Origin of the sequence: Fusibacter sp. 3D3, assembly GCF_001748365.1 — a bacterium.
Classification (GTDB): domain Bacteria; phylum Bacillota; class Clostridia; order Peptostreptococcales; family Acidaminobacteraceae; genus Fusibacter_A.
Genome location: NZ_BDHH01000028.1, coordinates 24,283 through 51,108 on the forward strand (window position 1 = coordinate 24,283; position 26,826 = coordinate 51,108).

Below are 26,826 nucleotides of genomic sequence, written 5' to 3' on the forward strand. Positions count from 1 at the left end.
ATGGTCTAAACTAGGATAAAGGAAAAATCCCTCATGATTTAGAATCAAGGGGATTTTTGTATTAAATCAAGCTTTAGTTACTTTTATCTTGTTGCATCAATTCTTTACTTTAAACCGTTAATCTTATAGATTACAAAAGGCAGTAAGACTATGCTCTATTCTTTCGATGGCATTGTGCTTACCTATGATTTCAATCAAAAGTGCAATATCTGGGCCGTGTACTTGACCTGTTATAGCAACTCTAATGGGCATGAATAAATCTTTCCCTTTGATCCCCAATTCTTTTTGAATCGCTTTAAATGACGCCTTTACATTTGCGACTTCAAGCGTTTCAAGTTCACTAAATTTAGTTTTAAGAGTTTCAAGGAGCACAGGAACATGCTCGAGCGCTATCATAGATTCTGCTTCTTGGTCTTCAAGTTTAAAATGATTGTTGCTCAAAAGATCAAAATAAGATTCAATCTCATCAAGTTTATTCAAGCGTTCTCTTAGACACTGAACCACCTTTTCAAACCATTGTTTGTTCGCCTCAAAGTTTGCTTCCGTGGTAAAGCCCGAATCAACAAAATAAGGTTTACAGAGTTCAGTTAACTTAACCAAATCGTATTGCTTAATATAATGATTGTTCATCCAATTCAATTTATCTACATCAAATACACCACTCGATTTTGAAACGCGATCAAATGAAAACTTCTCAATAAGTGCTTCCATTGACATGATTTCTTCACCGTCTTCTGGCGACCATCCCACAAGGGCAATAAAGTTAATAAGCGCTTCTGGTAGATATCCTTTTTTTCTAAAATCTTCCACAGAAACGTCGCCTTCTCTTTTGCTGAGCTTTTTCTTAGATTGGCTGAGTATAACCGGAAGATGCACAAACTGTGGCGCCTTCCAACCAAAAGCTTCATAGGTGTAAATATGCTTAGGTGTTGAAATAAGCCATTCATCCCCACGAACCACATGGGTAATTTTCATGTAGTGATCATCCACAACCACCGCCATATGATAAGTTGGAAACCCATCTGCTTTCATCAAGACTTGATCATCCATATCATTTGTATTCACCGCGATGTGTCCTTTGATGAGATCATCAAATTCTATTACACGATTCTCAGGTAATTTTAATCTCACCACATGTGATTCGCCAGCTGCAAGTTTTGTCTTAACTTCTTCTTTAGTAAGATGTCTACAGTGTCCATCGTACTTAGGCGTCTTGCCCTCTGCCTTCTGTGTTTCTCTCACATTTTCCATTCTCTCTTTTGAACAGAAACAATAGTAAGCATGGCCTTTCTCGATGAGTTCATCTGAATGTTTTTTATATATTTCAAGCCGATTGGACTGAACATAAGGTCCGTATTCGCCTATTTCAACGATTTTATCGCCCTCTAACACGGGACCTTCTTCATGCATAACACCTGCCCATGACATAGCCTTTATCATACCTTCAATGGCACCCTCTACGAGTCTTGTTTGATCCGTATCTTCAACGCGAAGAATATATTGCCCTTGCTCTTTTTTTGCATATAAATAATTGTATAACGCTGTTCTCAATCCTCCAATGTGTACATACCCCGTTGGACTCGGTGCAAATCTTAATCTAACACTCATTTGAATGCCTCCTCTTTCTTCTTCGCTATTCAAAGCGTATACGCCATTAAAAATCTGATCCTTTTTCAATGACCAGCTTAATCTTGCTCATGACGAAATCATAACTATCCCCTACATGAGGCTTTGTACAACCACTACAATCCTTAATCCCATGGTTCACTGCAAAATTACCACCACATTCATCTTTGAGCATATAAAGTGGACAATAGCAAAATAAGCAATTGAAAATTTCGGGATCAACCCCTTTGTGACATGGAAAATACTCGCATTTACGATTCTGTGTAAATTTATAATGCTCACTCATTTGAAGCCTCCTATGCTTTTATATTTCTTCAGATAATACAATCTATTAACAATAGTTGCTAAATTATTTTTTTTTGAATACAATATTATATAGCTCAAATAAACGATTCCAGTTCGAGGAGTTCAATATGAAAAAAAAAATTCAGGACATTGCACAAATTGTCCTATTTTCAAGCCTCTTTTCAGCACTACTATCCCTTTTCCCTCCAATAACACTTGAAGGTGCTTTTATATTTATGGGTTGTATGCTTTTTATCGCTTCCGGTTTCGCTGCCTCTTCGCATAAAAACCCCGATCGGCGCATATTCAAGTACATCGCCTCAGGGCGAAATCAAAAGTTTTTCGATGAAAGAGATCCGGTTAGAATCAATCGCAAAACATCCGAAGACGCATTTACGAAAATCGTTATCTCCGGTGTCATTCTGTTTTTTTTATCTTATATTGCATTCTATTTATAGCAGATTCTCTTTTAAAAGGACCACTGCTTGAGAGGAAATACCCTCTTCTCTGCCTTCAAATCCGAGCCACTCCGTCGTAGTGGCTTTAATGTTGACCAAATTCAAATCACAGTTTAAAACACGACCTATATTTTCTTGCATCAAGACAATGTGCGGTGCCATTTTAGGTTTTTGTGCTACAATAACAGCGTCGATATTACCGATTTCATAGCCTTCATCTTGCATCGTCTTTGCTATTTTTTCAAGTAAAATCAAACTTGAAATATCTTTAAACGTCATATCTTGTTCTGGAAAGTGTTTGCCTATATCTCCTTTTCCAAGAGCACCTAATATCGCATCCATAATTGCATGTAAAAGCACATCTGCATCCGAATGCCCCAGCAACCCTTTATCATTGGGTATATCAACCCCTCCAATAATTAATTTTCTCTCTTGAACGAGCTTATGCACATCATATCCAATTCCAATTTTCATTTAACACCTCTTTCTTTATCTGTAAACGAGACAATCTGCTCATAGATCACTTTTACGATTAAGAATCGCCTCTGCCACAATCAAATCAAAAGGGGTTGTTATTTTAATATTCTCATCTCCAAAATAGAGCAATTTAACTTTGCCCCCTTCTCTTTCAATTAAAGAAGCATCATCCGTACCACAATAATTGGTTTTCTCAGCATTGAGATGTGCTTCCAATAAATCCATATACAAAAACAATTGTGGCGTTTGAACAGACCAAAGAATATCTCTTTTTAATGTTTTCAGAACAATCTCTCCCGTTGTAATCTCTTTAAGCGTATCTGATACGGGTTTACCTACAGAAAGTCCCTTTATGCCAAAAGTCGCTTCCATGCATGCCATCATTTTTGGGAGCCATTCCTTCTTTGCAAAGGGTCTAACACCATCATGAACAAATACAAAATCTACTGTTTGAAGTGCATTTAAGCCCTTTTTAACAGATTCCTGTCGATTACTTCCACCCGAAATAATCTTGAGGTCTTTTGTGATTTGCCATTGATTTTTAACGACGTCTAGCAAGGAGTCAACCTCTTCTAATCCCACGACTAAAACAACCTCATCGCAAATAGAATCCTCAACCAAATGCTCCAGTGTTCTTCTCAATATAGCTTTACCACCAATTGATAGGAATTGTTTTTTTGTCGAACTCCCCATACGGCTTCCAATTCCAGCCGCAGGAATGATCATGCCAATTTTTTTGCCCTCATACATTGACTTTACCCTCTTTAAACTTAATCTTATGTAAATTATATCAAATCTATTGCGTTCTGAATACCTTATAAATGCAATTAAAGATTCATCACACGTCCACAAAACAATCTGTTTCAAGGTTCATCGAAGCGTAAAAAAGCACCTTCTTTAGTAGGATCACTTAAAAGGTGCTTTATTTGCATGGTTGCTTATTTGGGTTTTGCAAAGATCATTCGGCCAGCAGCGGTTTGCAGCACACTGGTGACGATGACGTAAATGGTTTCATTAATGCGTTTACGCCCTTCTTCAACCACAATCATTGTACCATCATCTAAGTAAGCAACCCCTTGATTGGACTCCTTACCTTCTTTGATGATTTGAATGTACATTTCTTCACCAGGAAGAACAACGGGTTTCACCGCATTAGCAAGTTCATTGATGTTCAATATTTGGATATCTTGAAGTTGGGCAACTTTGTTTAAATTATAATCATTCGTCACAATACTGCCATTAATCTTTTGAGCTAATTTAATCAATTTTAAGTCGACTTCTGATACCTCATCAAAATCTATATCCACTATTTTAACTTCAATAGGCATTTCTTTTTGGATTATTTTTAAAATATCCAACCCCCGACGTCCTCTATTGCGTTTCAGTCCATCGGAAGAATCTGCTATATGACGTAATTCTCTGAGAACAAATTCAGGTATTACAATTGTGCCTTCTACAAATCCAGTTTTACAGATATCAGAGATTCTGCCATCAATAATCACACTAGTATCTAAAATTTTAGGTTTTACAAATGCCTCAGTCACCGCATTTTTATTAGGCTTAGAGACATTGACTTTCTTAGCCCAATCCTGCAATTTCGTAGGATCTTTCATATTTTTCTGCGCAAGCGAAGATCCCAAATAGCCAAAAAAGATAAATGTCAATATTTTCAAAGCATTTGCAACCATGGGAATCGGAATAATTTCATAAAGACCACTGATTAGAAAGGCAATCACCAGCCCTAAAACCAAACCTAAAAGCCCAAAGAAAAAGTCCTGTGGTGGAATTTTCTCAAGCTCAGTTTGAGCATATTGAACCATTTTTTTACTTGTCTTAATCATGAAACTGGAAAAAAAGTAGGCTACAAAGCCAATTATAAGTCCTAATAAAGCAGGTGTTATAACAGTATAGACCATTTTGTCTACATTAAAAATACCTTTTAAATATAAAAGATCTGCAAGATAAATACCAAAGCCAATGCCAACGCAGAATCCCACAAACGTGATGATATATTTTATTATTTTTTCAATCATTCAACGCCTCCTTCCTTCTCTTTTTTTATAGCAACCATATTGATTGTAACACAGTGAGCAAAAAAGTCAAATTATGTGAATCACTTTTCTTAAAAAACTTGTTTTTTTAAACGCCCTTCATCCAACAAATTCTTTATCAGCTCACAGACTTAAAACACGCCAGAAAAAACTGATAATATCAAAAAAAAAAGGGCATCGCCCTCAATTACTGCCTATCGTCGCATTAACCAATGTAACCACTTCATCCTCTTTTAAATCCTTTGACAAAATAAGTTCACTCACAAGAATTTGTTTAGAATTATTCAACATTTTCCGTTCACCCGTCGACAATCCTTTTTCTCTATCAAGAATCTCTAAATTTCTTACAACAGTGGCAACTTCAAAAATATTGCCAGTTTTCACAAGTTCGAGATTTGAACGATACCTACGGTTCCAATTGTCCGGCATAATGCTTTTATCTTGAGCAAGAATATCCATAACTTGACCAAACGCTTTCATGTCAACCACTTTTCTAACACCTAAATTTTCAGCATTATCAATTGGTAACATCACTTTCATGTTTCTAATCGGAAGCTTCAAAATGTAAAATTCTCTCGTTTCTCCCATCAGTTCTTTTTCTTCAATGCCCTCAATAACCCCAGCGCCATGCATAGGGTACACTACTCTATCACCGATCTTAAACATAAGTAACCTCCATGCAATAATTTTAATGTTAATTTTATTATACACTAATTTTGAAGCTGTTTCAACAACAGTATATTTTACTATTTGTCTTAACCGTTGTCAACACCTTTGTTTCAGGGATTAAAAATATTTTTTTAGAACTTTATTCCTTTTTCTTTAAAATGATCTGTGGTAAAATGTAATTAATCTAAAAATTCTAATAACAACTCAATTGATGCCTAGCCATTAACGATATCGGAGGTTTTTATGAAAGATGTAATATATGACGAATTTCAAGATAAGGTTGATGAAGTCCTTATCAGACACGCTAGTTTATTGGATATCTTGAGCAAAATCAACGATGCAGAATCCAAGTCCAACAGAGCGGTTATAAAATCCATCACAAATTGTGGGTGTATAACACTCGATGCTTCTAAATCACCTCTTCCTGAGGGAACAGAGTACGAAGCACTGAAAGAATATCGTGCAGACCATATTAAGGGCACCTTGTGTCCAACTTGTCGCGAAAAAGTAGAGGAAGAACTTGGAAATCTTGAGTTTTATATTGCAGCGCTTTGCAATGCGCTTGATATCAGTTTATATGACGTCATGCTAAAAGAGTACAAAAAGATTAATACACTTGGCAAATTCAGTCTTTACTAAGCTGAAGCCGTTTTCTCAATAAATAGCCATGAAATCGCCACGATAAGAGTTCTATTATCGCTTGGTGTAAGTCTAATATCAGATTAAAAAAAGTATTTAAAAACCTCTTCAATATGTTGCATGCCAATAATCGTAAAATGATCTGGTCTTTGTATCCCCTCAAGATTACTTTTGGGGATAATTGCTTTTTTGAAACCCATTTTTGCAGCTTCATTAAGTCTTTGTTGAACTTGATTTACAGTTCGAATCTCTCCAGTCAAACCCACTTCCCCAAAGATAACCATATCACTTGGAATGCAAATTTCTCTAAAACTCGATGCAATTGCCATCACCACCGCTAAATCTGCCGCGGGTTCATCTATAGACATCCCCCCTACCACATTGAGGTAAATATCTTGATTATAAAGGGTCATACCGACCTTCTTTTCCAGAACAGCAGTTAATAATACCAATTTATTATAATCTATGCCTATTGCCATCCGTCTAGGCATGTTAAAGTTCGTCTGAGATGCTAAGCACTGAATTTCAACTAAAACGGTTCTCGTGCCCTCTAGGGTTGGTATAATAACAGAGCCTGCTTCCTTCTTTGATGAATTTGTCAAAAATATTTTTGAGGGATTATCCACTTCAATCAAGCCTAAATTCGTCATTTCAAAAATGCCGATTTCATTAGTTGACCCAAACCTATTTTTCACTGCCCTTAGGATTCTAAAAATACTCTGTCTTTCGCCTTCAAAATAGAGCACTGTGTCCACCATGTGTTCCAGAATTTTAGGCCCCGCTATTGCACCTTGCTTCGTCACATGTCCCACTATAAATGTGGTGACGCCAAATTTTTTCGCAATATTCATAAATTGGTTAGTTGCCTCTCTCACTTGACTTACAGTACCCGGTGCGCTTGAAATTTCAGGATTAAAGACAGTTTGAATTGAATCTACTATAAGCACATGTGGTTTCAATTGCTCCACATGATATTTGATACGCTCTATGTTGTTTTCTGCCATAATATAAAGTTCTTCAGTTGCCATGGATAGGCGCTCAGCTCTTAATTTCGTCTGCTTTATGGATTCTTCACCTGATACATAGAGTACAATTTTCTTATCCATGGAGAGATTATTGGCCACTTGAAGTAACAAAGTCGATTTCCCGATTCCAGGATCCCCACCGACTAACACCAACGATCCATTAACAAGACCTCCACCTAACACTATATCGAGTTCCCGCATTCTGGTGGACACTCTACTCTCATGATCATAGGCAATATCCTTTAATTTTTGCGGATGTGACTCGCTATTGATGTTAAGACTTGCCGTCTTTGTCTCTTTGATTTCGATATCCTCTACAAAACTATTCCATTCACCACATTCTAGGCATTTACCAAGCCATTTCGAAGAAATATAGCCACAATTTTGACAGACAAACTTTGTCTTTGATTTTGACATAAGTCCCCCTCTAGTTTACTTTAAATTTTAATTTCAAATCCGCCACGGTAATCTCAATTTTTTCCAGCCCATCTATTTTGTTAAGCATTAAATCTGCAATTTCATCCTTAATCAGACGATCTACAGCACGTTTTATAGGTCTTGCTCCATATTTTTCATCAAAATTCGTCTCTGCAATGAGCGTCGAAACAGCCGCATCGTAATCAATTTGAATGCCTTGTTCATGCATAAGCGCTTTAAAAAGCGCCAGTTCTATCTCCACAATCTTAATGATTTCTGGTAATTTAAGGGCATTAAAGACAATGATTTCATCAATCCGATTGATAAACTCTGGTTTAAAAAAGTTTTTAGCAGCCTCTCTTATCTTCTCTGCAGCAATTGATTTTGAGGTATTTTCACCAAAACCTACTGTTTTAATCGAAAGTGCTTCAACGCCAAGATTTGATGTCAATATCAAAAGTGTATTCTTAAAATCTACCTGTTTGCCCTTACCATCTTTAATCTGACCTTCGTCCATAATGGAAAGCAAAATATTGAGAACTTCAAGATCCGCTTTTTCAACTTCGTCAAAGACAACAACGCTGTAAGGCATTTTTTTTACGGCATTGGTTAAGATGCCACCTTCTTTATTGCCTTCATATCCAGGTGGCGATCCTATCAGTTTTGAAACTGAATATTTTTCCATATATTCTGACATGTCTAGCCGAATTAAATTGTTGACATCTCCATAAAAAACAGACGCAATTGATTTTGAAAGTTCTGTTTTTCCAACACCTGTTGGCCCAACGAATAAAAATGTACCCACTGGTTTTTTTTCGTCTTTTATGCCAAGTCTCGAACGTTTCAATGCGTTCGAAACCATATTAATGGCTTGTTCTTGTCCAAGAACCTTTTCTGAGAGGCGCTTTTCTAGTGATCTGAGTTTTTCCATCTCGTGCGTTTGAAGTTTAGTCACTGGAATATTGGTCCAATCCGAGACGGCTTGTTCAATATCCGCCACAGAAATAGTGAGTTTCCTCGACTGCATCAGATGCTTTGCCTTTTCATTTTTTTCTATATGAGTTAGTATGCGTTTCTCCTCGCTCTGTAGCTTAGAAGCGTTTTCGAAATCCATATCCAGTATAGCTTCTTCTTTATGCTCTTTGAGCAATTGCAAACGGTATTTGAGTTCATCCAAAATTTCAATAGTCTTTAGACTTTCAATCCTCTTTTTAGAACACGCCTCATCAATAATATCGATCGCTTTATCCGGCAACCTTCTATCCGTAATATATCTTTGTGACAATCTAATGGCTGCACCAATTGCTTCATCTGAGATAATCACCTCATGATGTTTTTCATACTGGTGTTTGGTGTGCTGTAAGATTATAAAAGTTTCTTCTACGGTCGGCTCTTCAATCTTTAAGGGAATAAGCCGCCTCATCATGGCTTCATCCATTTCTATATATTTTTGAAAATCAGAATAGGTGGTAGCCCCAATCATTTGAATTTCACCAGCAGTCAACAAAGGTTTAAGCATACTAATAGCATCTAATGATTTTTCTCCCGTGGCGCCTACACCAATTAAATTGTGAATCTCATCAAAAAAAGCAATATATTGCTTACGGTCTTTAAGCACTTCCATCAGCTCATTAAAGCGCTCTTCAAATTGGCCTCTGTACATAGTGCCAGATACTAAATGACTGATGTTAATTAAAATCACTTCTTTATCTTTTAGCCCCTCTGGAACTCTACCCGATGCAATCCGATTTGCAAGTCCATGAACAAGTGCTGTCTTGCCCACTCCAGGTTCACCTACAATACACGGATTATTCTTGGTCTTTCTACTCAATATTTGAATGAGGCGATTAATTTCTTTTTCTCGACCTACAATTTCCTGATAGGGAGAGTCTTTGGCAATTTCAGTGAGATTAATGCCCACACGATTAATAATATTTGGCGCTTCAATATCATAAGCTTCCTCAAAATCTACTAACTTAACTTGATAATTCAGTGCTGACTTTCCTTTAATAATCTTTGTAGTATCTTTTTTAGGGACTTCCTCTAAAATATTCAATAGCATCTTTTGAACATCTAAACTTCGTGTTGTCAACACTTTATAACCAATCGCATATTTATCTTGCATGATACTCATAAGCATATGTTCTGGTAGAATTTCATCACTATTGGTCTCAAGAGAGTATTGATAACTCCTCTCTATACAGGCTTTAGCTCTAGGTGTATAATCCTCAATCCCAGTGCTGTAATCCCCTTTTCCAATTCTTTTTACAAGTTCTAGCCTTAGTTCATCAGTGGTTATTTTATAGTAATCAAATACCGTGTGCACCTTAGAATTTTTTATGCTGGATAATCCCAAAATTAAATGCTCTGTACCCACAAACCGATGTCCAAGATCCCTTGCCTCCGCAAAGGCAAAATTGATGACATCATTTGCATTTTCATCAAAATTATATTTAAACACCAGTGGCCTCCTGTTCTAATTGTAGTACTTCATAAGCGTACAATTCACTAATACTAGTTTATCATTCATTTAGCATTCTGAAAACAAAGAATCACTCCAATCGGGATCTTATCAATCCAATTCGAGTGATTCTTTTCATAAATAATACGGTCAAAACTTTGTAGTACTTTTTTTAAATTTCCCTTATCCTATTTCTCTCTATGCGTCCACATCTTAAATGTGATCCTTTACTTTTCATGATCTTTTTTGGACTGTTCTATGACTTTAACCGCAATTTGCATCGGCACTTCTTCATAGCGATCCACCTTCATACTGAACCAGCCTCTGGCTTGAGTCATAGATCTTAAATCCGTTGCATATATGAACATTTCAGACTGTGGCGCCTCAGCAATTACTTTCTGATAGCCCATTTCATCTTGTTCCATACCTAAGATTCTGCCACGTCTTCTATTCATATCTCCCATGATATCTCCCATGAATTCATCAGGCACATAGATTTCAACATGCATCATGGGTTCTAATAAAACAGGTTGCGCCATTTCCATACCCTTTTTAAAGGCTTGATGTGCTGCTAACTTAAATGCCATTTCGGATGAATCCACTGGATGATATGAGCCATCTAGTAGTGTTGCCTTTAAATTTACCACTGGGAATCCTGCTAGAATACCTTTCTCGCAAGACTCTTGAAGTCCCTTTTCTACAGCTGGAATATATTGACGCGGCACTGATCCACCAAATATTTTCTCTTCAAATACAAAAGGCTCACTTGTCGGCTCAAATTTTACGTGAATATCTCCAAACTGTCCAGCACCACCTGATTGTTTTTTATGTTTACCTTGAACTGTTGCAACACCTTTAATGGCTTCTCTATAAGCCACTTTTGGATCTTCCAAGACCACTTCCACACTGAAGATATTCTTGAGCTTACTTGTGATCACCTGAATTTGCATGGTTCCTTGACCACCAATAAGGGTTTGTTTCGTCTCTATGTTGCGTTCAATACAAAAAGAAGGGTCTTCATCAATTAAGCGATGAAGCGATGCATTAATTTTCTCTTCATCTCCTTTGGACTTAGGTTCAACGGCTAAGAAAAGGGCCGGCTTAGGTAAATTAATACCTGCATACTTAATCGGGTGGTCTTTCTCACACAGAGTATCGCCAGTCTCTGTATATTGAAGTTTTGCTGTGGCACCAATATCACCTGCAACAACACGATCACATTCGAGTTGTTCCTTTCCTCTCAACAAGAATAAAGAACCAATCTTTTCTTTTTCATCTTTGTTCGCATTTAAAACTTCTATGTCTTTTTTCATGACGCCAGAATACACTTTAAAAATAGAAATTTTACCCACAAAAGGATCCACCATTGTTTTGAAAACAAGCGCCGATAGCGGATCTTCATCAGATACTTTTCTTTCAATTTCTGCTTCAGTGTTTGGTTCAACCCCTTTGTAAACACCTTCTTTTATCTCCATTGGTGTTGGCATATAATCAAAGATCATATTCATAAGGGTATGAATACCAATGCGCTTTTCAGCACTTCCCACGAGTACAGGTACAATTTCACCAGAGATTACACCCTTCCTAAGACCCTCGTGAATTTCCGCCGTTGTAAAGGCTTCGCCTTCAAAATATTTCATCATAAGCTCTTCATCGCTTTCGGCCACGGCTTCGATGAGCATATCCCTAATGGGCTTTACTCGAGGCAGCATGTCTTCTGGAATAGGAGCATCTACGCATTCTGTTCCATTAAATACCCTGCCAATTTCATCGACCACATTGACAAAGCCATTAAAATCAACACCATCTCCTATTGGAATACAAAATGGCGCTATTTTTTTACCAAATGTATCTTTTAACTCTTTAATCAATTTAACATACGAAACATTCTCTTTATCCATTTTATTGATAAAAATAATCTTGGGCATTTCTCTCTTTTCAGTAAAATTCCATGCCTTCTCTGTGCCTACTTCTATTCCTGATAATGCGTCAATCAGAATAACGGCTCCTCCCGAAACCCTTAGGGCACTAAATACATCTCCTACAAAATCAAAATAACCTGGTGTATCTAAAAAATTATATTTATGATCCTGCCATTCAATCGGAACCACAGATGCCCCAATACTGAACTTTCGGTTAATTTCTTCTTTATCATAATCTGAAACGGTATTGCCATCGTCAACCTTTCCCATTCTCTTTGTGACTTTAGTTGTATAAAGTAATGATTCAGTTAAAGTTGTTTTTCCACTTCCCCCGTGTCCTAAAAATGCAACATTTCTAATTTTGTCCACCGTGTAATTCTTCATAATAATCTTTCTCCTCTCATTATGCAGATTTATTCGAATTTTCGCATTATTTGTAATATTCTATAAACTTTCAAAAACTCCTTCTCTGAATAAAAAAAAAGTCTCAAAATATACAAAAGTTTATTTTGAGACTTTTTTTGAATTGCACCAGTAATCCTATAGGATTTACAAAATTCCAGACATTTTAGTGACTTCAAGACCTTTTTCTTGCCAAGCACTTATGATGGCGTTAAGACCAATAGAGTCACTTGGCATATGCCCTGCTACGATTATATTGCCGATATTTTGCTCCATTACCGCCTTAATCACATCTTCAGGCGCATGCATTGCAACAATTGTACCCACTCCAGCATCGAAGTACGCTTTATAAACGTCAGCCCCTCCATTTGTACCACCAGCAAAGAGCACCGCAATTTTACCCGCATAATCTTTGGCGGAACCACATCTGATGATCGGTGATGCCAAAGCATTTTTATAGATATTAAGTTCATTCAATGCCGCTATGACATCCTCTAATGTTTTTTTATTTTGGCTCTCAAATTTATCGTTTAAATACTTCTGAATAAATCTTTCACCGATGATATCCGCGGGCATGTGAATGTTCATAAACGGCATATCTGCCAACTTTGCAAACGAGGAAACGCGATCATAGTTGCCCACGTGATTGGATATACTCACGGCGTTAATTTTTTTACTCAGTGCTTTTTGAGCTCTATTTATTGGAACTCCAAATTCGACCATCTTATCGATCTGACGGTCCATAACCTTATGAAAATCAATCAATGACAAATCGGCCTTTGGATGATGGCTTACCACAAGATCATAACCAAGCTCCTTGGCAAGTAAAATTTCAGGATTCTCCATATCTATTCCAATGAGCACTTTCTGGATAGAATCTCCCTCAACATTGATCGATGTGTCACAAGGCATTTCTGAAAGTCCTGCCAATTTTAAAGCGATTTGCATAATTTCCTTTGTAGTCATTTGATAGCCTCCTCTACTTCCTAAACTAACTCTATGATACTACTATTTTATGCGTTTTAGGGGGAAAGTAATCAAATAATTTAGTGTTCCTAATTACTTTTTTGTAAGATTTATTATCTTACAGGGCATGCACCTGTTTCACAGCCGTCTGACCCAATATCAAAGCTTATTTCTTCTTTTTCATATTTAGTAATCAACGATGGTCTAAACGGTTTCATTTCTGCAACGCGTTTATGATATTCCTCTTCTTCGATTGACTCATAAGGCAACATTTGATAGAAACTGTCATCAAGAGGTAAGAAAGACAATGCCACTGTATCATCCCAATTTTCGTAAACCCACTCTTCAACCTGTTCCCACTCTTCTGGTCTTACGTGAACCGTGATTGAACAATTATGATCCACATAGTTTTCCATAAATAATTTATAGTTTTCAAGTTGATCAAGAGCAGTCACATCATACTTAGTTTTACCATATGGTGCTTTAACAGGAAATTCTACGACTTTTGTTGTACAGGTTTCCCATTCTTGGCCTACCTCTGGGAATACCGGATATCCAAGTTCTTCACAAACCTTAACGAGTGGATCGTGTGCATTTATTCTAACGCGTCTAATAAAATAAGGTGAATGAGAGTAGTGAACGCCACTCGATACACTTGGAAGTTGTGATAATGTGCCTTCTGGCTTGACAGTGGTCACTAGAATCGGTGCACTTGCGCCAAGTTCTGCTGCATAGACTTCCGCTTCTTTCTGAGCAGCATCTCTTAATTGTCTAAGAACAGTTGCTTGTTCTGTTTTTGACATAGCGGTTGCATTTACCATATCTTGCCACCCTGTGAGTGAGCATCCTAATAGCTTATCTCTCTGCTGAACGTTATTCCAAAGTGGTAATTCAAGTTCTACACAAGTCATTCTGTAACTTGATCGCGCTGACAAGCGCTGTGCTTTTAATAAACCCTTAATATCCAATTTGTCATTTTCTACAAAGGCAAAAACATTGATCGTTGTCAGATTGCAAAGACCTTTACTATCTAATAAAATCTCCCCACATGGATTGACCCCATTGAAATTGGGTCTTCTCTTCGCACCCGCAACTTCGTTAACCCAACCTGGTTCACCAGAATATCTCATTTTTTCAAGTTGCCACTTAATCATTTCTCTGCTTGGCTTTTCACGATAATAAATGGAGTTGTTACTCATTTGTCTATGAAGAATTTCTTCATTTACAACCCACTTACCCTCTTCCATGGTGTACAAATTGGATTTAGCTTCGATGCACTCTTTATCATCTGCATCCACTAAAACAATTTCAGCCGTTCTTCTTACACCCCCAACGACTACGTTTTCACCAATCACATTTGCGATATCTAAGCAATCAATAGGTCTGAGTTTCACTGTTTTAGTCTCGTGTAGGAGTCCTAATTTTTTAATAACACGGTCTATCTTATGGAACATATTTTTAAGACTGGTGTGCCCGCTTGCTGTGCCCCCAAATGTCTTTAATTTTTCACCTTTTGGTCTTACATGATCATAATCAATAATAATCGTTTTAATATTTCTATATTCGTTCGTATGAATTAATTTTAAGAAGAAATCTAAAGATTGTACCCAACCTTCTTTTGAATCTCCTATAGTGATCTTAACTGTGTTATTGTAGAAAAATTCCATGCTTGTATTATCTTCGCGCTCTGATCTTGGTAGCGGGGTATAATCTTTATGAACCACTTCAAAATCCGTTCTCACTTTAGGTAATAGTGCAACATCTTCTTTTAGAATTCTGACACCGACACCTGAGCCAATCATCAATAGGTAAAAGACATCCTTGAAGGCATCAAACGAATTGATAATTTGAAAACTACAATTATAATTCGCCATTGGATAATGTTTTGCAACTGGTGTCCCCCCTACCCAGAAAGTTCTTCCTGATAAAAATTGTCTCAAATAAAATATATTATCAAACAATTCCTCTGCTTCAGAGCGATTGGTTTCAGTAATATTGCAGTTGTATTCAACAGCGCGTCTTACGGTTTCCCACCAGTATTCTCTTCTCTTTTCATCTGGTAGCCACCTCGAATAAGTACGATAATAGACAAAATCACCGAGCTGCTCCATAGGCGAATTCATATGCTTGTATTTACTGATAAAATCATCTGTTAAGAGTCGGTGGTCTTCCTTTTTTCTCGAAGTTCTTGTTTTATCCTTCTCATTTCGATAAATGATGTATTTTTTTGCCGCATCTTTTCGAGGACTCTCCATGAGCAGATCTTCAACGAGATCTTGTATCTCATCAACAGAGATCGGAAGTTCTCTACCACCAGACGCTTCTAAAATGACATCTCCAATAGAGACACAAAGTGATTCATCTATACCCTCAGTCGTTTCCAACATTGCTTTCTCAATTGCTCTTACGATTTTACTGATTTCAAAATCGACGATAGTCCCATCTCTTTTTACTACTTTCATAGGTCTTCTCTCCCACCATTTCACAATATTTAGTATTTTTATTTGTCACTAACACTATATATTGTACCATCAGATATTTACACTGTAAACATAGAACATCAAAAAAACACAAAAAAACGGACCATACGATCCGCTTTTCGTTTTAATTTTTATGCTTTTCAAATCGTCTGATCACGTTTTTATTTTTTACCGAGTAGTCTAAACATGTTCTTTTTGTATGCTTCCACACCAGGTTGATCAAAAGGGTTTACACCTAAAACATACCCACTAATCCCACATGCTTTCATAAAGAAATAAAGTAGTTTTCCAAAGTGGTAAGCATCTTTTTTAGGAATTGTCACCACTAGATTGGGAACATTCCCATCTATATGTGCCTCTAAAGTCCCTTTAAAAGCATTTTCATTGACATAGCTCATCGTTTTACCCGCAAGGTAATTAAGACCGTCTAAATCTTGATCTTCTAACTGAAGTACGAGGTCCTTTTCAACAGATTCTACTCTGACAACTGTCTCAAACATAATTCTTGGTCCATCTTGAATCATCTGTCCCATTGAATGAAGGTCCGTTGTATTGTTCATTTTTGTTGGAAATAAACCCTTGCCGTCCTTGCCTTCACTCTCGCCGTAGAGTTGCATCCACCATTCTGCTAAAAATGCCATAGAAGGCTCATAATTGACCAATACTTCAATTGATTTTCCTTTATTATAGAGCACATTTCTCATGAGCGCATATTGATAACACGGATTTTCATCTATATTCGTTATTGAAAATTCTGTCTCGCCCTCTTTTGCACCTTGCATTAAGGCATCGATATCGATACCAGCCACAGCTATTGGTAAAAGACCGACTGGTGTGATTACTGAAAATCGGCCCCCTACATCGGCAGGAATGATAAAAGATTCATAACCCTCTTCGTTTGCAAGTGTTTTAAGCGCGCCTTTTTCTGCATCGGTGGTTGCAAAAATTCTTTCCTTTGAAGCTTCCTTACCATATTTTGCTTCTAACGCCTTCTTTAAAATTCTAAAAGCAATGGCGGGTTCTGTGGTCGTTCCAGACTTTGAAATGACATTAAGGCAAACCTCTTGAGATTCAATAATTTCTAATAGATCTGTCAGGTAAGTCCCACTAATGTGATTGCCAGCAAAATAAATCTTTGCACCTTTTCTCTTTTCTTTTGGTAATTCATTGTAGAAACTATGAGATAAGGCATCAATTACTGTTTTAGCGCCCAGATACGATCCGCCGATACCAATAACAATTAAAACATCCGCTTGATCATTGATTTTTTTTGCAGCTTTTTTGATGCGTTCAAATTCGGCTTGATCATAACGTGAAGGATAATGCAACCAACCCACAAAATCATTTCCAGGACCTTTTTCACTATGCAAAAGCTCATGTGCTGCCAGTATTTGCGGCTTAAAGTATTCATATTCATGTGTGTTTGTTAAACTATTCGAATAGTCAAATTTAATTTTACTCATGCTCTCATCTCCATTTTTAGGCATACATTTTTTTGATTTACTTAGGTGTACTGCAGTCATTACAGTTTATTGGTGCATTTTTGCATACATGGCAGCACCAATTATGCCAGCATCATTTTTAAGTTTTGCAATTTCAATTTTGGGAAGCGGCGAACTTTTATAATACTTTAGATCCTCTAAAGCAAGTTTGATCTTATCGACTAAGAAATCCCCCGCATGTGAGAGTCCACCACCCAGAACGATGATTTCAGGATCAATCATACAAACAACGTTGATAATACCTCTACTCAAGTATTTAACTAACCGATCAACCACCTTGTTTGCAAGATTGTCACCCTTTTTAGCAGCGTCAAATATGATTTGACCGTTGATATTGTTTAGGTCACCCTTTGCAGACGTCATTATCAGATCTGATATTTCGCCATTTTCTAATAAATACTTCGCGTATTTTATAATTGCAGTTGAAGAAGCAAAAGTCTCTAAACAGCCATTTCTGCCACAATTACAGTTATAAAAATTCTCGCCAATGATCATGTGACCGATTTCAGAGCCAATCCCATGATGTCCTGAAACAACTTCACCATTCACGAGAATACCGCCACCAATTCCAGTCCCTAGTGTCAACATCACAGCATTCGTGTATTGACCTTTTTGTGAAACTTGAAATTCAGCGACACCGGCCACTGTGGCATCATTATCTATAAATACAGAAATACCAATCAGGGCTTCAAGTTTCTCTCTAAGGGGCACATCATACCAGTTCAAATTAACGCAAGCGAGCACAGCACCCGTATGTGGATCCGCAATCCCTGGAATTCCGATTCCAACACTTTTAACGTCCGCCGAATGCTGCCTTAATGCTTGGATAACCTGAGCAATGTCCTCAATGATGGCATCGCTCCCACGCTCTACCCGTGTGGGTGTTGAAATACTCTTTACGATTTGACCTGATGCATCCACCAAGCCACCTGCGATATTGGTACCCCCTAAATCTATTCCAATGAACATATGAGCCTCCAAATTAGTTATAGTCACCCATAATTATACATCAATCTGAACGATATTCCAAATATCTTTTGCATACTGTAAGATTGTTCTGTCACTACTAAACTTACCAGCATTCGCAAGGTTTGAGAGACATTTTCTAGCCCACCCCTTTTCATCTTTATAGGCTTCATTTACCGCCTTTTGCGCCTCAACGTAAGCATCAAAATCATGTAAAATAAAGTAATTATCCGGTTGATGCCAAGATGCTCCGACTAATAAGCTATTATGAAGTTCCCTAAACATATCAGTCCCTTCATCATCGAATGTACCATCAATTAAAGTATCTATAATTTTCTTTAATCTTGGATGGCTCATATAAATTTCAACAGGATCATAGTCACCTTTCATAGCTTCTATCTCTTCTGACTTAGCGCCAAAAATAAAATTGTTTTCTAGACCTGCTTCTTCCACAATCTCTACATTTGCACCATCTAATGTGCCAATGGTTGGTGTTGCATTTAACATGAATTTCATATTCCCCGTACCAGAGGCTTCTTTGCCTGCTGTTGAGATCTGTTCAGATAAATCTGCCGCTGGAAAGAGTCTCTCACCATAGGATACCCTATAATTGGTCACAAAAACAACTTTTATTCTTCCCTTTATATCTTCATCATGATTCACAAGCTTTGCTATTTCATTGATAAATTTAATAATGCCCTTTGCACGTTTATAACCTGGTGCTGCTTTTGCTCCAAAGATAAAGGTTCTCGGCACGATCTCTATTTCTGGATTTTCTTTGATATCAAAATACAAATTTAGAATTTGAAATGCATTTAATAACTGTCGTTTGTATTCATGCAATCGCTTGATTTGGATATCAAAGATTGAGTCTGGATTGAGCTTGATGCCTTCTACAGCTTCAATATAATCAACCAATTGAAGTTTTTTAGTGCGCTTGATGGTCATAAGTCTATTGAGTACTGCATCATCATTTTCAAAACGTGTTAACGCTTTAAGCGTTTCAAGATCCTTTAACCACTCAGGATCATCGAGTAATTCTGTAATGAACGATGTCAACTCTGGATTACAAAGTGCCAACCATCTTCTTTGAGTAATCCCGTTGGTTTTATTTTGAAATTTATTTGGAAACAGAGCATACCAATCTTTTAGCTCTTGATGCTTGAGAATTTCTGTGTGGAGTTCAGCCACCCCATTGATTGCTTTAGAACCGTATATAGCAAGATAAGCCATGTGAATCATATGATCTGATATAATTCTCATTTTTTTAATAACACTTGGATCATAATTGAGAGCCTTGAGTTCGGCCACAAACATCTTGTCTATTTTCTCTATGATTTCATAAACACGAGGTAACAAACCTTTATAAAACCCTTCTTGCCATTTTTCAAGTGCTTCCATAAGAATGGTATGATTGGTATATGAAAAAGTACCATTTGCAATATGCCATGCTTTCTTAAAAGTCAAATGCTCTTCATCAATGAGAATTCTCATAAGTTCTGGTATTGCTACCACTGGATGCGTATCATTGAGCTGAACTGCGACATAATCCGGAAAGTGTTCAAAATCATTGCCGTGAGATTTCTTAAAGTTTTTTACCATATCTTGAATTGATGCCGATACAAAGAAATACTGTTGCTTTAATCTTAAAATTTTGCCTTGATCTTCAGAGTCATTTGGATAAAGCACTCTGGAGATGTCTTCAGCTCTATTTTTAGCCTTGACTGCTAAATCGTACTCTTGATCATTAAACTGCTTGAAATCAAAGGGCACAATTGCTTCTGCTTTCCACAATCTCAACGTATTGATATTTTTAACGTCATAGCCAATAATTGGCGTATCATATGGGACAGCCCTTACGTCACCATCTTCAAAGTGGACAATAACGGATTCATTATATCTTCTGATGGACCACGGATCGCCATATTTGAGCCATTCATCGGCTTCCTCTTTTTGGAAACCATTCTCAATAAGCTGCTTAAAAATACCATAATCATATCGGATGCCATAGCCATGAAGCGGAATTTTTGTAGACGCTGCCGAATCTAAAAAACAAGCTGCTAAACGTCCTAATCCTCCATTTCCAAGCCCTGCATCTTCTTCAATTTCTTCAATCTCATTCAAATTTAGATTTAAAGATTTTAGAAGCTCTGAAAAGGTTTCCGTTTTTCCTAAATTCAATAAATTATTGCCCAGTGCTCTTCCCATTAAAAATTCAGCGGACAGATAAAAAGCTTGCTTGCCCTTTGCATAAATCTTCGTAGAAGTCTCCCATTGATCGGTTAATGAAACCATCAACGTTTTAGAAAGTGCTTGATAAAGTTCTTGCTTTGTTGCAGTCTCAAGAGATTTGCTGTACTCAGACTTCAAAATAAATTTTATATCATTTAAATATGCATTCATAACGTTCTTCCTTCCTTCTCCTTAAAACAAAAAACTCGTTTTTATTATATGCCCATCGTTATTTGATGTTACGACTTGATTTTGATCTACTTCTAAAGTGCTTATGTTGTACTTACCTGCTTTGAAGTCAAAGGATTCCCCATCATCTTCATAAAGTGCATAATTTGCTTTTTCACTACCGTATCCAATGACGATGAATTCATTGGTCTTGAGTTTTGAGACCCTATCCATAGGTTCTACTAAAGGTAATAATTTACCAGGTCTGATGAAAATGAACAATTCGCTTAAGTCTGCTTTAATATAATGATAGCCTGCCTCTACTGCTTCAAATTGATCTGCCTTAATCGCCTCAAAAGTACTGGCTTTCCAAAGCAACATTTTTTCAGGTAAATAAACCATTCTGCCCTTTGCATTTTGTTCGTAAACAGGCGCGATCATCAACGCATCACCCACCAATAGCTGATCTTCAATCGCTTTGGATTCTGAATCTGCATATTCAAAACTAAGAGGTTTAAACATCATATTGAATTCGATTGATGCCTTCATAAACTCTGAATACAAATATGGAACAAAGGCATAACGCAATCTTATAACATCTCTCAATTGCTGTCTGATCTTTTTCTCAAAGCGCCAAGGTTCTTGCATTTTTGTACCCAGTGCACTGTGATTTCTTAAAAGTGGGGTAAAGAGACTAAATTGCATCCATCTCACCATGAGATCTGGACTTACATCATCTTGAAAACCACCTGTATCCGCACCTGCGTATAAGAACCCAACCATATTTAGCGACGGCATCATTTGAATATTCAATTTTAAGTGCTCCCACCAAGAGTGATTATCTCCAGTCCATATGCCTGAATGCTTCGCCATGCCAACGTGTGAGGCTCTTGTTATAAGCAATACTCTTTGATTATCATCATACTGCTTAAAGCCTTCATCCGCCGCTCTCGTCATGTTATACCCATATAGATTGTGAACATCATAATGATTTACGGGTTCGCCCTCTACTTTATGATATAAGCTTTTGTAATCTTCTACAGCATTGGATAAACCATTGACCTTTTCAATCATTTCAAAAAAAGAATAGATATCCAAGTTTTTATTTTCATGTGCTTTTAACCACTCGAAAGTCTCTTTTAATCTTTTTTCGGAATAGAAGATTGCAGGTTCATTCATATCATTCCAAAAGCCTTTGATCCCTTGATCTAATAAAAATTGATATTTACTGCCAAACCATTTTCTCGCATCAGGATTTAAAAAATCAGGAAAATGCACTTTTCCAGGCCAAACTGCTGCAACAAAAGGTTTTCCTTCTGAATCTGTGCAAAAATAGTCATTTTTTATACCTTCTTCATAAACATCATAATCCGCTTCTATTTTAACGCCTGCATCAATAATGGGAATAAGTTTGATGTCCTTCTCTAAAAAATGGCTTACAAAAGACTTAAAATGAGGAAACCGTTCATCACTAACCGTGAAATCTTTAAACCGTTCCATATAATCAATATCCAAATAAATAGCATCGCATGGTATATCGTATACTTCAAATCCACTTGCAATCTCGTTCACAATATCGGCATTTTCATAACTCCATCTGCTCTGTTGATAGCCAAAGCCCCACTTGGGTGGCACATAGTTCATACCTAAGCTGGTCCTAAACTGTTTAACAATTTCATTCAAAGACCCTTCATAGATATAAATATCAAAATCTTTACCTGCAACGAGAATACTCATTGCATCGGTACTAGAAAATCCAATATCATAGGTGATCTTTCCTGAAAAATCAATGTAAACGCCTAAATTGGTTTTGCCATGAATAATAAAGAAATTATGGGCTGCATATAAGGAAGTCTTCCCTGGCAAATGCTTGGATTCATCTGAACAGAAAGACTCATATTGATAACCTCTCTTATTAATGCCTCTTAAGTTCTCTCCCAATCCATATATACAATCATCCTCACTCAGCTCAAAGTTAAGCGAGAACTTTGTTTTCAAATCACTTATTTTTAAAATGGCTTCTACATTATACACCTCTTCAATAAATGAAGTTTCTAGAATCGTGTCTGTAGGAAAAAGCGTTCCTATGCTGATTTTTTTCACTTGATTTTCATTTTTAAAGGTCCTCATTTTCTTTTGCCTCCATTTCTTTATGAACACAACTTGAATCTCTGATCATGAGTTGTGTTGGAAATTGAACATGTTTATGACTTTCTCTCAACTCTAGCAGTTCCACCATAATTTCGCCTGTGGAGATTGCAATCTCACGAACAGGTTGTCTAACCGTCGTTAAAGAGGGATTAAAAAAAGCGGCATAATCGATATCATCAAATCCAATGATTGAAAGATCATCTGGAATTTTTAGGCCCCTGTCTAAGATTGCTTTACTCGCTCCTATCGCCATAATATCTGAAATTGCGAAAACTGCGGTAAGCTCTGGCGCCTTATCTAAAAGGCGATTCATCGCTTCATAGGCAGTTTCAAAAGTATAGGCCCCCATGTCAAAATAGAGCTCATTTTTATCGATATGATGTTCTCTAAGCGCATTCATATACCCACGCGTACGTGCTGTTCCAATGGATAAATCACCAGCACCAGTGGTTATGATCCCAATATGTTGATGTCCCTCATTGCAAAGATAAGATACCGCATCAAAAGCTGCACGTTCATTGTCTATAGCAACACTTGAATACAGATTTTTGTCAATCGATTCATCAATATTGGTAGATGCCACAATAAGCGGCACGCCCAACCGTAAAAGATCATGCTCTCTTACATCGTTAAAATCACCACCTAGGCAAATGAGCCCGCATAACTTTTTTTCCATAATAAACTCATACGCAATATCAATATCTCTCATATGCTCATTACCTTTTAAGATCTCTAGTTGACTTGCAGAATTATCACCGTTATAGTGACTGAGCAAGCCATATCCATTTTGAGAGAGGATATTTTCTATTAACCCAAGCATTTGAGCAAAAAATGGATTGTATAACCCTTTAATGAGTATGCCCACATCCGCCGTTTCTGTTCGCTTTAAATTTCGAGCACTATTATTAGGAATGTAATTGTATTCTTCAATAATTCTCAATACGTTTTCGCGCGTTTCTGCTTTTACATCTGGATGTTGATTCATTACCCTTGAAACTGTACTCACACCTACACCTGCAAGTCGTGCTATATCTTTAATATTGATATTTCTCATACTGCTCAACTCCTATAGTCTCTGTAAAACATCATTTTGCCGGATACGTTCTCGTCTAACCGCAAAGCGCAGGCTATACATTCCTGCTCTTTGCTGGACGAAAACTAATGATTTATCATTGTCTGTCAAAACTTCGTTTTACCTGACACGTTCTCGTCTAACCGCAAAGCGCAGGCTAAACATTCCTGCTCTTTGCTGGACGAAAACTAATGATTTATCTATTTTGGAAACGTTTTCGGTAACGTTTCCATTTAATTATACCATACTTTAGTTTTTCTGAAAACTATTATTAAATTCTGTGATGTGAACATTCGTCTAGACTAGTGATAAGGCACTTGACTCACATTAGAGGCGCTATAATGACCTCACATTTGTAGATTTTCCAATAAATTAAACTGTTTGTAATCTTGATCCTCAAAATTTGACAACGTAAGTCCAACAAGTCTAACCGGTTTTTCAAGTTTCAATGCTTCAAAAGTATTGTCAAGTGTTTCGCTCAATATTCTCATATTATTGGTATAGTATTCAAGGCTGAAACTTCTCGTAAATTGTTCGAAATCTTGATATTTGATCTTGATTGTCATGGTTTTTGCCATCAAAGAACGCTTTTCTAGAGCATCATGGATCCTTATTAAATATTGATCTAGTATATTCTTAATGATTTCTCGATCTGTGGTATCTTCTTCAAGTGTTGTCTCTTTTCCATATGACTTTCGATCATGATGTTCTTCAACAGGTCTAAAATCAATACCATGAATCCTATGAAAGATTTCAGTTGCATAAATTTCACCTAAAAAATCATTCAAAAAACTCTGTGGGTATCCATATAAATCTTCAATCGTAAAAATACCAATATTATTGAGTTTCTCACAGGTTTTCTTCCCAAGTCCGTGAATTCTTATAATAGGAAGTGGTAATAATAGGTTAGGAATATCTTCTTTTTTGATTACAAATACACCATTGGGCTTATTCCAATCTGAAGCCAGTTTTGCCAAAAATTTATTGTATGATATTCCCACAGAAACCGTTAAGCCAGTCATACGCGTAACAGTACTTTTTAAATCCATTGCAATTTCCATCGGCGTTTGATCACACGCTGTAATATCAATATAAGCTTCATCTATAGAGACAATCTCCACCTGTTCAAAATTAGTTTTTATAAAATTAAATATCTGTTTCGATATCTCTTGATATCTTTTCATATTCCCAGATACAAAGATACCATTTGGACAGAGTTTTTTAGCAACGACAGCACTCATTGCACTTCGAACGCCAAATTTTCTCGCCTCATAAGAACAGGTTGCCACAACACCTCTATCAGAATCACCACCTACAATTAAGGGCTTATTGCGATATTCTGGATGGTCTATCTGTTCTACGGAGGCAAAAAAAGCATCTATATCAAAATGAAGTATTTTTCTTTCCATTACTAAACCTTCTTCTTTAACTGCAGCCTATCTATTGCCTGTAAGCAGTATGTATTATAGATCTACACTGTTTATTATAGAACATTTGTTCTTGTAATGCAAGGCTCCATCTAGGCAACCTCACGGCTATCGCATGAAAATCTACCATAATCAAGGCTTTTATTCAAAGTCTTAAAAAAATAGCATTGCGCTATTGGATTATGTGGCATGACTTATGTTTTAATGCAGAGCTCAATCCTTTTTACAGTTTTGAGGGCACAACTAATAAACCGTTTGTATCACTACAGCCGACTTACCCTACGAATGGTATAACTCAGCCTTTTTTCTACAGCTCAGATACTACTTTCGTTAGAAAAGACTCATCTATTGATGCTTTATAACGCTTCAACTTTAAACTGGTCTTCTTTTTCGTGATGGTCTCTTGTTTTAAAATATTCATGGCTATCTTCTTCAACATGGATTGATTTGCAGCACCGTTATTCATTCTTACTCGGCTATGATCTTCTCTAAAAACAACATCAAGTATCCAATGACAACTTTCTACACTGTTATCCCGCACATTATTTACTTTTGAATAACCCTATCTCAGTCAAAATAAAAGAAGTTAGTGGACATTTTAATCTGTTGCATGATGCATCAAATTATTTTATTCGCTAACTTCTTATGTTATCATGAATACATTAAGTTTCATTCATACAACAGAAGTCTCCCCGACCAAAGTTTGACTTCTGCTGAAACTCATTACAGAGAGGAGATAGACCTCGTCTATAACAATTCATATGATAACGATTTTAACGGATAATTGCAATCCTATTTCTCAAATTTTATACGATAATGTCCTAAATAATCTTCAGAATCATCAGTTGGGATGTATTTGTGGCCATTCGGGATGCATGTCTATTCATGGTTACTATAACCGTGATATTAAGTATGAAGATGCTTCAGTAACCTTACGCATCAGACGTGTCATCTGTTCATTTTGTAAAACAACTCATGCCATTCTATTAGCCTCCATAGTCCCTTATTCTCAGATCTCTCTCCATGACCAAGTTCGTATTATAAACTGCCATAAACGCTCTGATGACTTTACGCCTATCATGGAAGACACGCCCTCTATCGATGAGAGCAATATTCGGTATGTTATTAAACAATATCTCTGTCATTGGTTAAACCGCCTCCTTGCTGCTTCTTTACCTCTTTGCCCTTCAAACAATTTAGTAAAGCGCTCTTTTTCAAACTTCAATCGCCAGTTTATGCAGATTAAACGAACGCCTAATCTCCTTTTTCTAAAACCCACATAACCTAACACGACCAACTTTATATTTGCTCCTATAATGAAGATAATTCTAAAGGAGGAACATACTATGACTAACGATCAAACTCATGCAATCGCTTTGACGCGATCTCCCATCATCCCTCCCCTTATTTCTGGTCTATCTGAGCAATAC

The 26,826-nt window shown here is 36.9% G+C and carries 21 protein-coding genes; 3 read left to right on the forward strand and 18 right to left on the reverse strand.

Features of this window, described 5'->3' with window-relative positions:
- Positions 1 to 123: 123 nt before the first annotated feature.
- On the reverse strand, positions 124 to 1,608 hold the full coding sequence (gene gltX / locus F3D3_RS21240) for a glutamate--tRNA ligase (RefSeq protein ID WP_069876449.1): 1,485 nt from the start codon (positions 1,606 to 1,608) through the stop codon (positions 124 to 126).
- Between the two features lie 46 nt (positions 1,609 to 1,654).
- The gene (locus tag F3D3_RS21245; RefSeq protein ID WP_069876450.1) at positions 1,655 to 1,912 is read right to left on the reverse strand and encodes a cysteine-rich small domain-containing protein; all 258 of its coding nucleotides are present in this window, start codon (positions 1,910 to 1,912) and stop codon (positions 1,655 to 1,657) included.
- 127 nt (positions 1,913 to 2,039) lie between these two features.
- On the opposite strand from F3D3_RS21245, the gene F3D3_RS21250 reads away from it, so the two are divergent.
- A complete protein-coding gene (locus F3D3_RS21250) occupies positions 2,040 to 2,369 on the forward strand; it encodes a hypothetical protein (protein ID WP_069876451.1) in 330 nt (109 codons plus the stop codon).
- Here F3D3_RS21250 and ispF read toward each other — a convergent pair.
- The 4 genes from ispF to F3D3_RS21270 all read right to left on the reverse strand — a co-directional run bounded on the left by ispF (position 2,364) and on the right by F3D3_RS21270 (position 5,563).
- The gene (ispF, locus tag F3D3_RS21255) at positions 2,364 to 2,843 is read right to left on the reverse strand and encodes a 2-C-methyl-D-erythritol 2,4-cyclodiphosphate synthase (protein WP_069876452.1); all 480 of its coding nucleotides are present in this window, start codon (positions 2,841 to 2,843) and stop codon (positions 2,364 to 2,366) included. The genes F3D3_RS21250 and ispF overlap by 6 nt on opposite strands.
- 39 nt (positions 2,844 to 2,882) lie before the next feature.
- Positions 2,883 to 3,596 carry a 2-C-methyl-D-erythritol 4-phosphate cytidylyltransferase gene (gene ispD / locus F3D3_RS21260; RefSeq protein WP_069876453.1) on the reverse strand — a complete coding sequence of 238 codons (714 nt, stop codon included), beginning with the start codon at positions 3,594 to 3,596 and terminating at the stop codon, positions 2,883 to 2,885.
- Between the two features lie 188 nt (positions 3,597 to 3,784).
- A complete protein-coding gene (locus F3D3_RS21265) occupies positions 3,785 to 4,879 on the reverse strand; it encodes a PIN/TRAM domain-containing protein (RefSeq protein ID WP_069876454.1) in 1,095 nt (364 codons plus the stop codon).
- A 201-nt stretch (positions 4,880 to 5,080) separates the two neighbouring features.
- Positions 5,081 to 5,563: a CarD family transcriptional regulator gene (locus F3D3_RS21270; RefSeq protein WP_069876455.1), complete on the reverse strand. Its 483-nt coding sequence runs from the start codon at positions 5,561 to 5,563 to the stop codon at positions 5,081 to 5,083.
- Between the two features lie 246 nt (positions 5,564 to 5,809).
- Between F3D3_RS21270 and F3D3_RS21275 the strand changes: the two genes are divergently transcribed.
- Entirely contained in the window at positions 5,810 to 6,205 is a 396-nt protein-coding gene (locus tag F3D3_RS21275) for a DUF1573 domain-containing protein (RefSeq protein ID WP_069876456.1), read from the forward strand.
- Positions 6,206 to 6,288: 83 nt separating this feature from the next.
- On the opposite strand, the gene radA is transcribed toward F3D3_RS21275, so the two are convergent.
- The 12 genes from radA to F3D3_RS21335 form a co-directional block, all read right to left on the reverse strand.
- Positions 6,289 to 7,647: a DNA repair protein RadA gene (gene radA / locus F3D3_RS21280; protein WP_069876457.1), complete on the reverse strand. Its 1,359-nt coding sequence runs from the start codon at positions 7,645 to 7,647 to the stop codon at positions 6,289 to 6,291.
- Between the two features lie 10 nt (positions 7,648 to 7,657).
- Positions 7,658 to 10,108 carry an ATP-dependent Clp protease ATP-binding subunit gene (locus F3D3_RS21285; protein WP_084389222.1) on the reverse strand — a complete coding sequence of 817 codons (2,451 nt, stop codon included), beginning with the start codon at positions 10,106 to 10,108 and terminating at the stop codon, positions 7,658 to 7,660.
- Positions 10,109 to 10,335: 227 nt separating this feature from the next.
- Positions 10,336 to 12,414: an elongation factor G gene (gene fusA / locus F3D3_RS21290; RefSeq protein ID WP_069876459.1), complete on the reverse strand. Its 2,079-nt coding sequence runs from the start codon at positions 12,412 to 12,414 to the stop codon at positions 10,336 to 10,338.
- A gap of 165 nt (positions 12,415 to 12,579) precedes the next feature.
- Entirely contained in the window at positions 12,580 to 13,398 is an 819-nt protein-coding gene (locus tag F3D3_RS21295; RefSeq protein WP_069876460.1) for a hypothetical protein, read from the reverse strand.
- A gap of 113 nt (positions 13,399 to 13,511) precedes the next feature.
- Positions 13,512 to 15,860: a ribonucleoside-triphosphate reductase, adenosylcobalamin-dependent gene (gene nrdJ / locus F3D3_RS21300; RefSeq protein WP_069876461.1), complete on the reverse strand. Its 2,349-nt coding sequence runs from the start codon at positions 15,858 to 15,860 to the stop codon at positions 13,512 to 13,514.
- A 179-nt stretch (positions 15,861 to 16,039) separates the two neighbouring features.
- On the reverse strand, positions 16,040 to 17,341 hold the full coding sequence (locus tag F3D3_RS21305; protein WP_069876462.1) for a glucose-6-phosphate isomerase: 1,302 nt from the start codon (positions 17,339 to 17,341) through the stop codon (positions 16,040 to 16,042).
- 66 nt (positions 17,342 to 17,407) lie between these two features.
- Entirely contained in the window at positions 17,408 to 18,349 is a 942-nt protein-coding gene (locus F3D3_RS21310; protein ID WP_069876463.1) for an ROK family protein, read from the reverse strand.
- 33 nt (positions 18,350 to 18,382) lie between these two features.
- A complete protein-coding gene (locus tag F3D3_RS21315) occupies positions 18,383 to 20,749 on the reverse strand; it encodes a glycogen/starch/alpha-glucan phosphorylase (protein ID WP_069876464.1) in 2,367 nt (788 codons plus the stop codon).
- Positions 20,750 to 20,770: 21 nt separating this feature from the next.
- Positions 20,771 to 22,876 carry a TIM-barrel domain-containing protein gene (locus tag F3D3_RS21320; protein WP_069876465.1) on the reverse strand — a complete coding sequence of 702 codons (2,106 nt, stop codon included), beginning with the start codon at positions 22,874 to 22,876 and terminating at the stop codon, positions 20,771 to 20,773.
- Positions 22,863 to 23,951 carry a LacI family DNA-binding transcriptional regulator gene (locus F3D3_RS21325; protein ID WP_069876466.1) on the reverse strand — a complete coding sequence of 363 codons (1,089 nt, stop codon included), beginning with the start codon at positions 23,949 to 23,951 and terminating at the stop codon, positions 22,863 to 22,865. Before F3D3_RS21325 ends, F3D3_RS21320 begins: the two co-directional genes overlap by 14 nt.
- A 365-nt stretch (positions 23,952 to 24,316) precedes the next feature.
- Complete coding sequence (locus tag F3D3_RS21330) at positions 24,317 to 25,378, reverse strand: DNA polymerase IV (protein ID WP_069876467.1); 1,062 nt, start codon at positions 25,376 to 25,378, stop codon at positions 24,317 to 24,319.
- 325 nt (positions 25,379 to 25,703) lie between these two features.
- Complete coding sequence (locus tag F3D3_RS21335) at positions 25,704 to 25,937, reverse strand: hypothetical protein (protein ID WP_069876468.1); 234 nt, start codon at positions 25,935 to 25,937, stop codon at positions 25,704 to 25,706.
- Between the two features lie 220 nt (positions 25,938 to 26,157).
- On the opposite strand from F3D3_RS21335, the gene F3D3_RS24315 reads away from it, so the two are divergent.
- Positions 26,158 to 26,679 carry a DUF6431 domain-containing protein gene (locus F3D3_RS24315; RefSeq protein WP_175438246.1) on the forward strand — a complete coding sequence of 174 codons (522 nt, stop codon included), beginning with the start codon at positions 26,158 to 26,160 and terminating at the stop codon, positions 26,677 to 26,679.
- Positions 26,680 to 26,826: the final 147 nt, after the last annotated feature.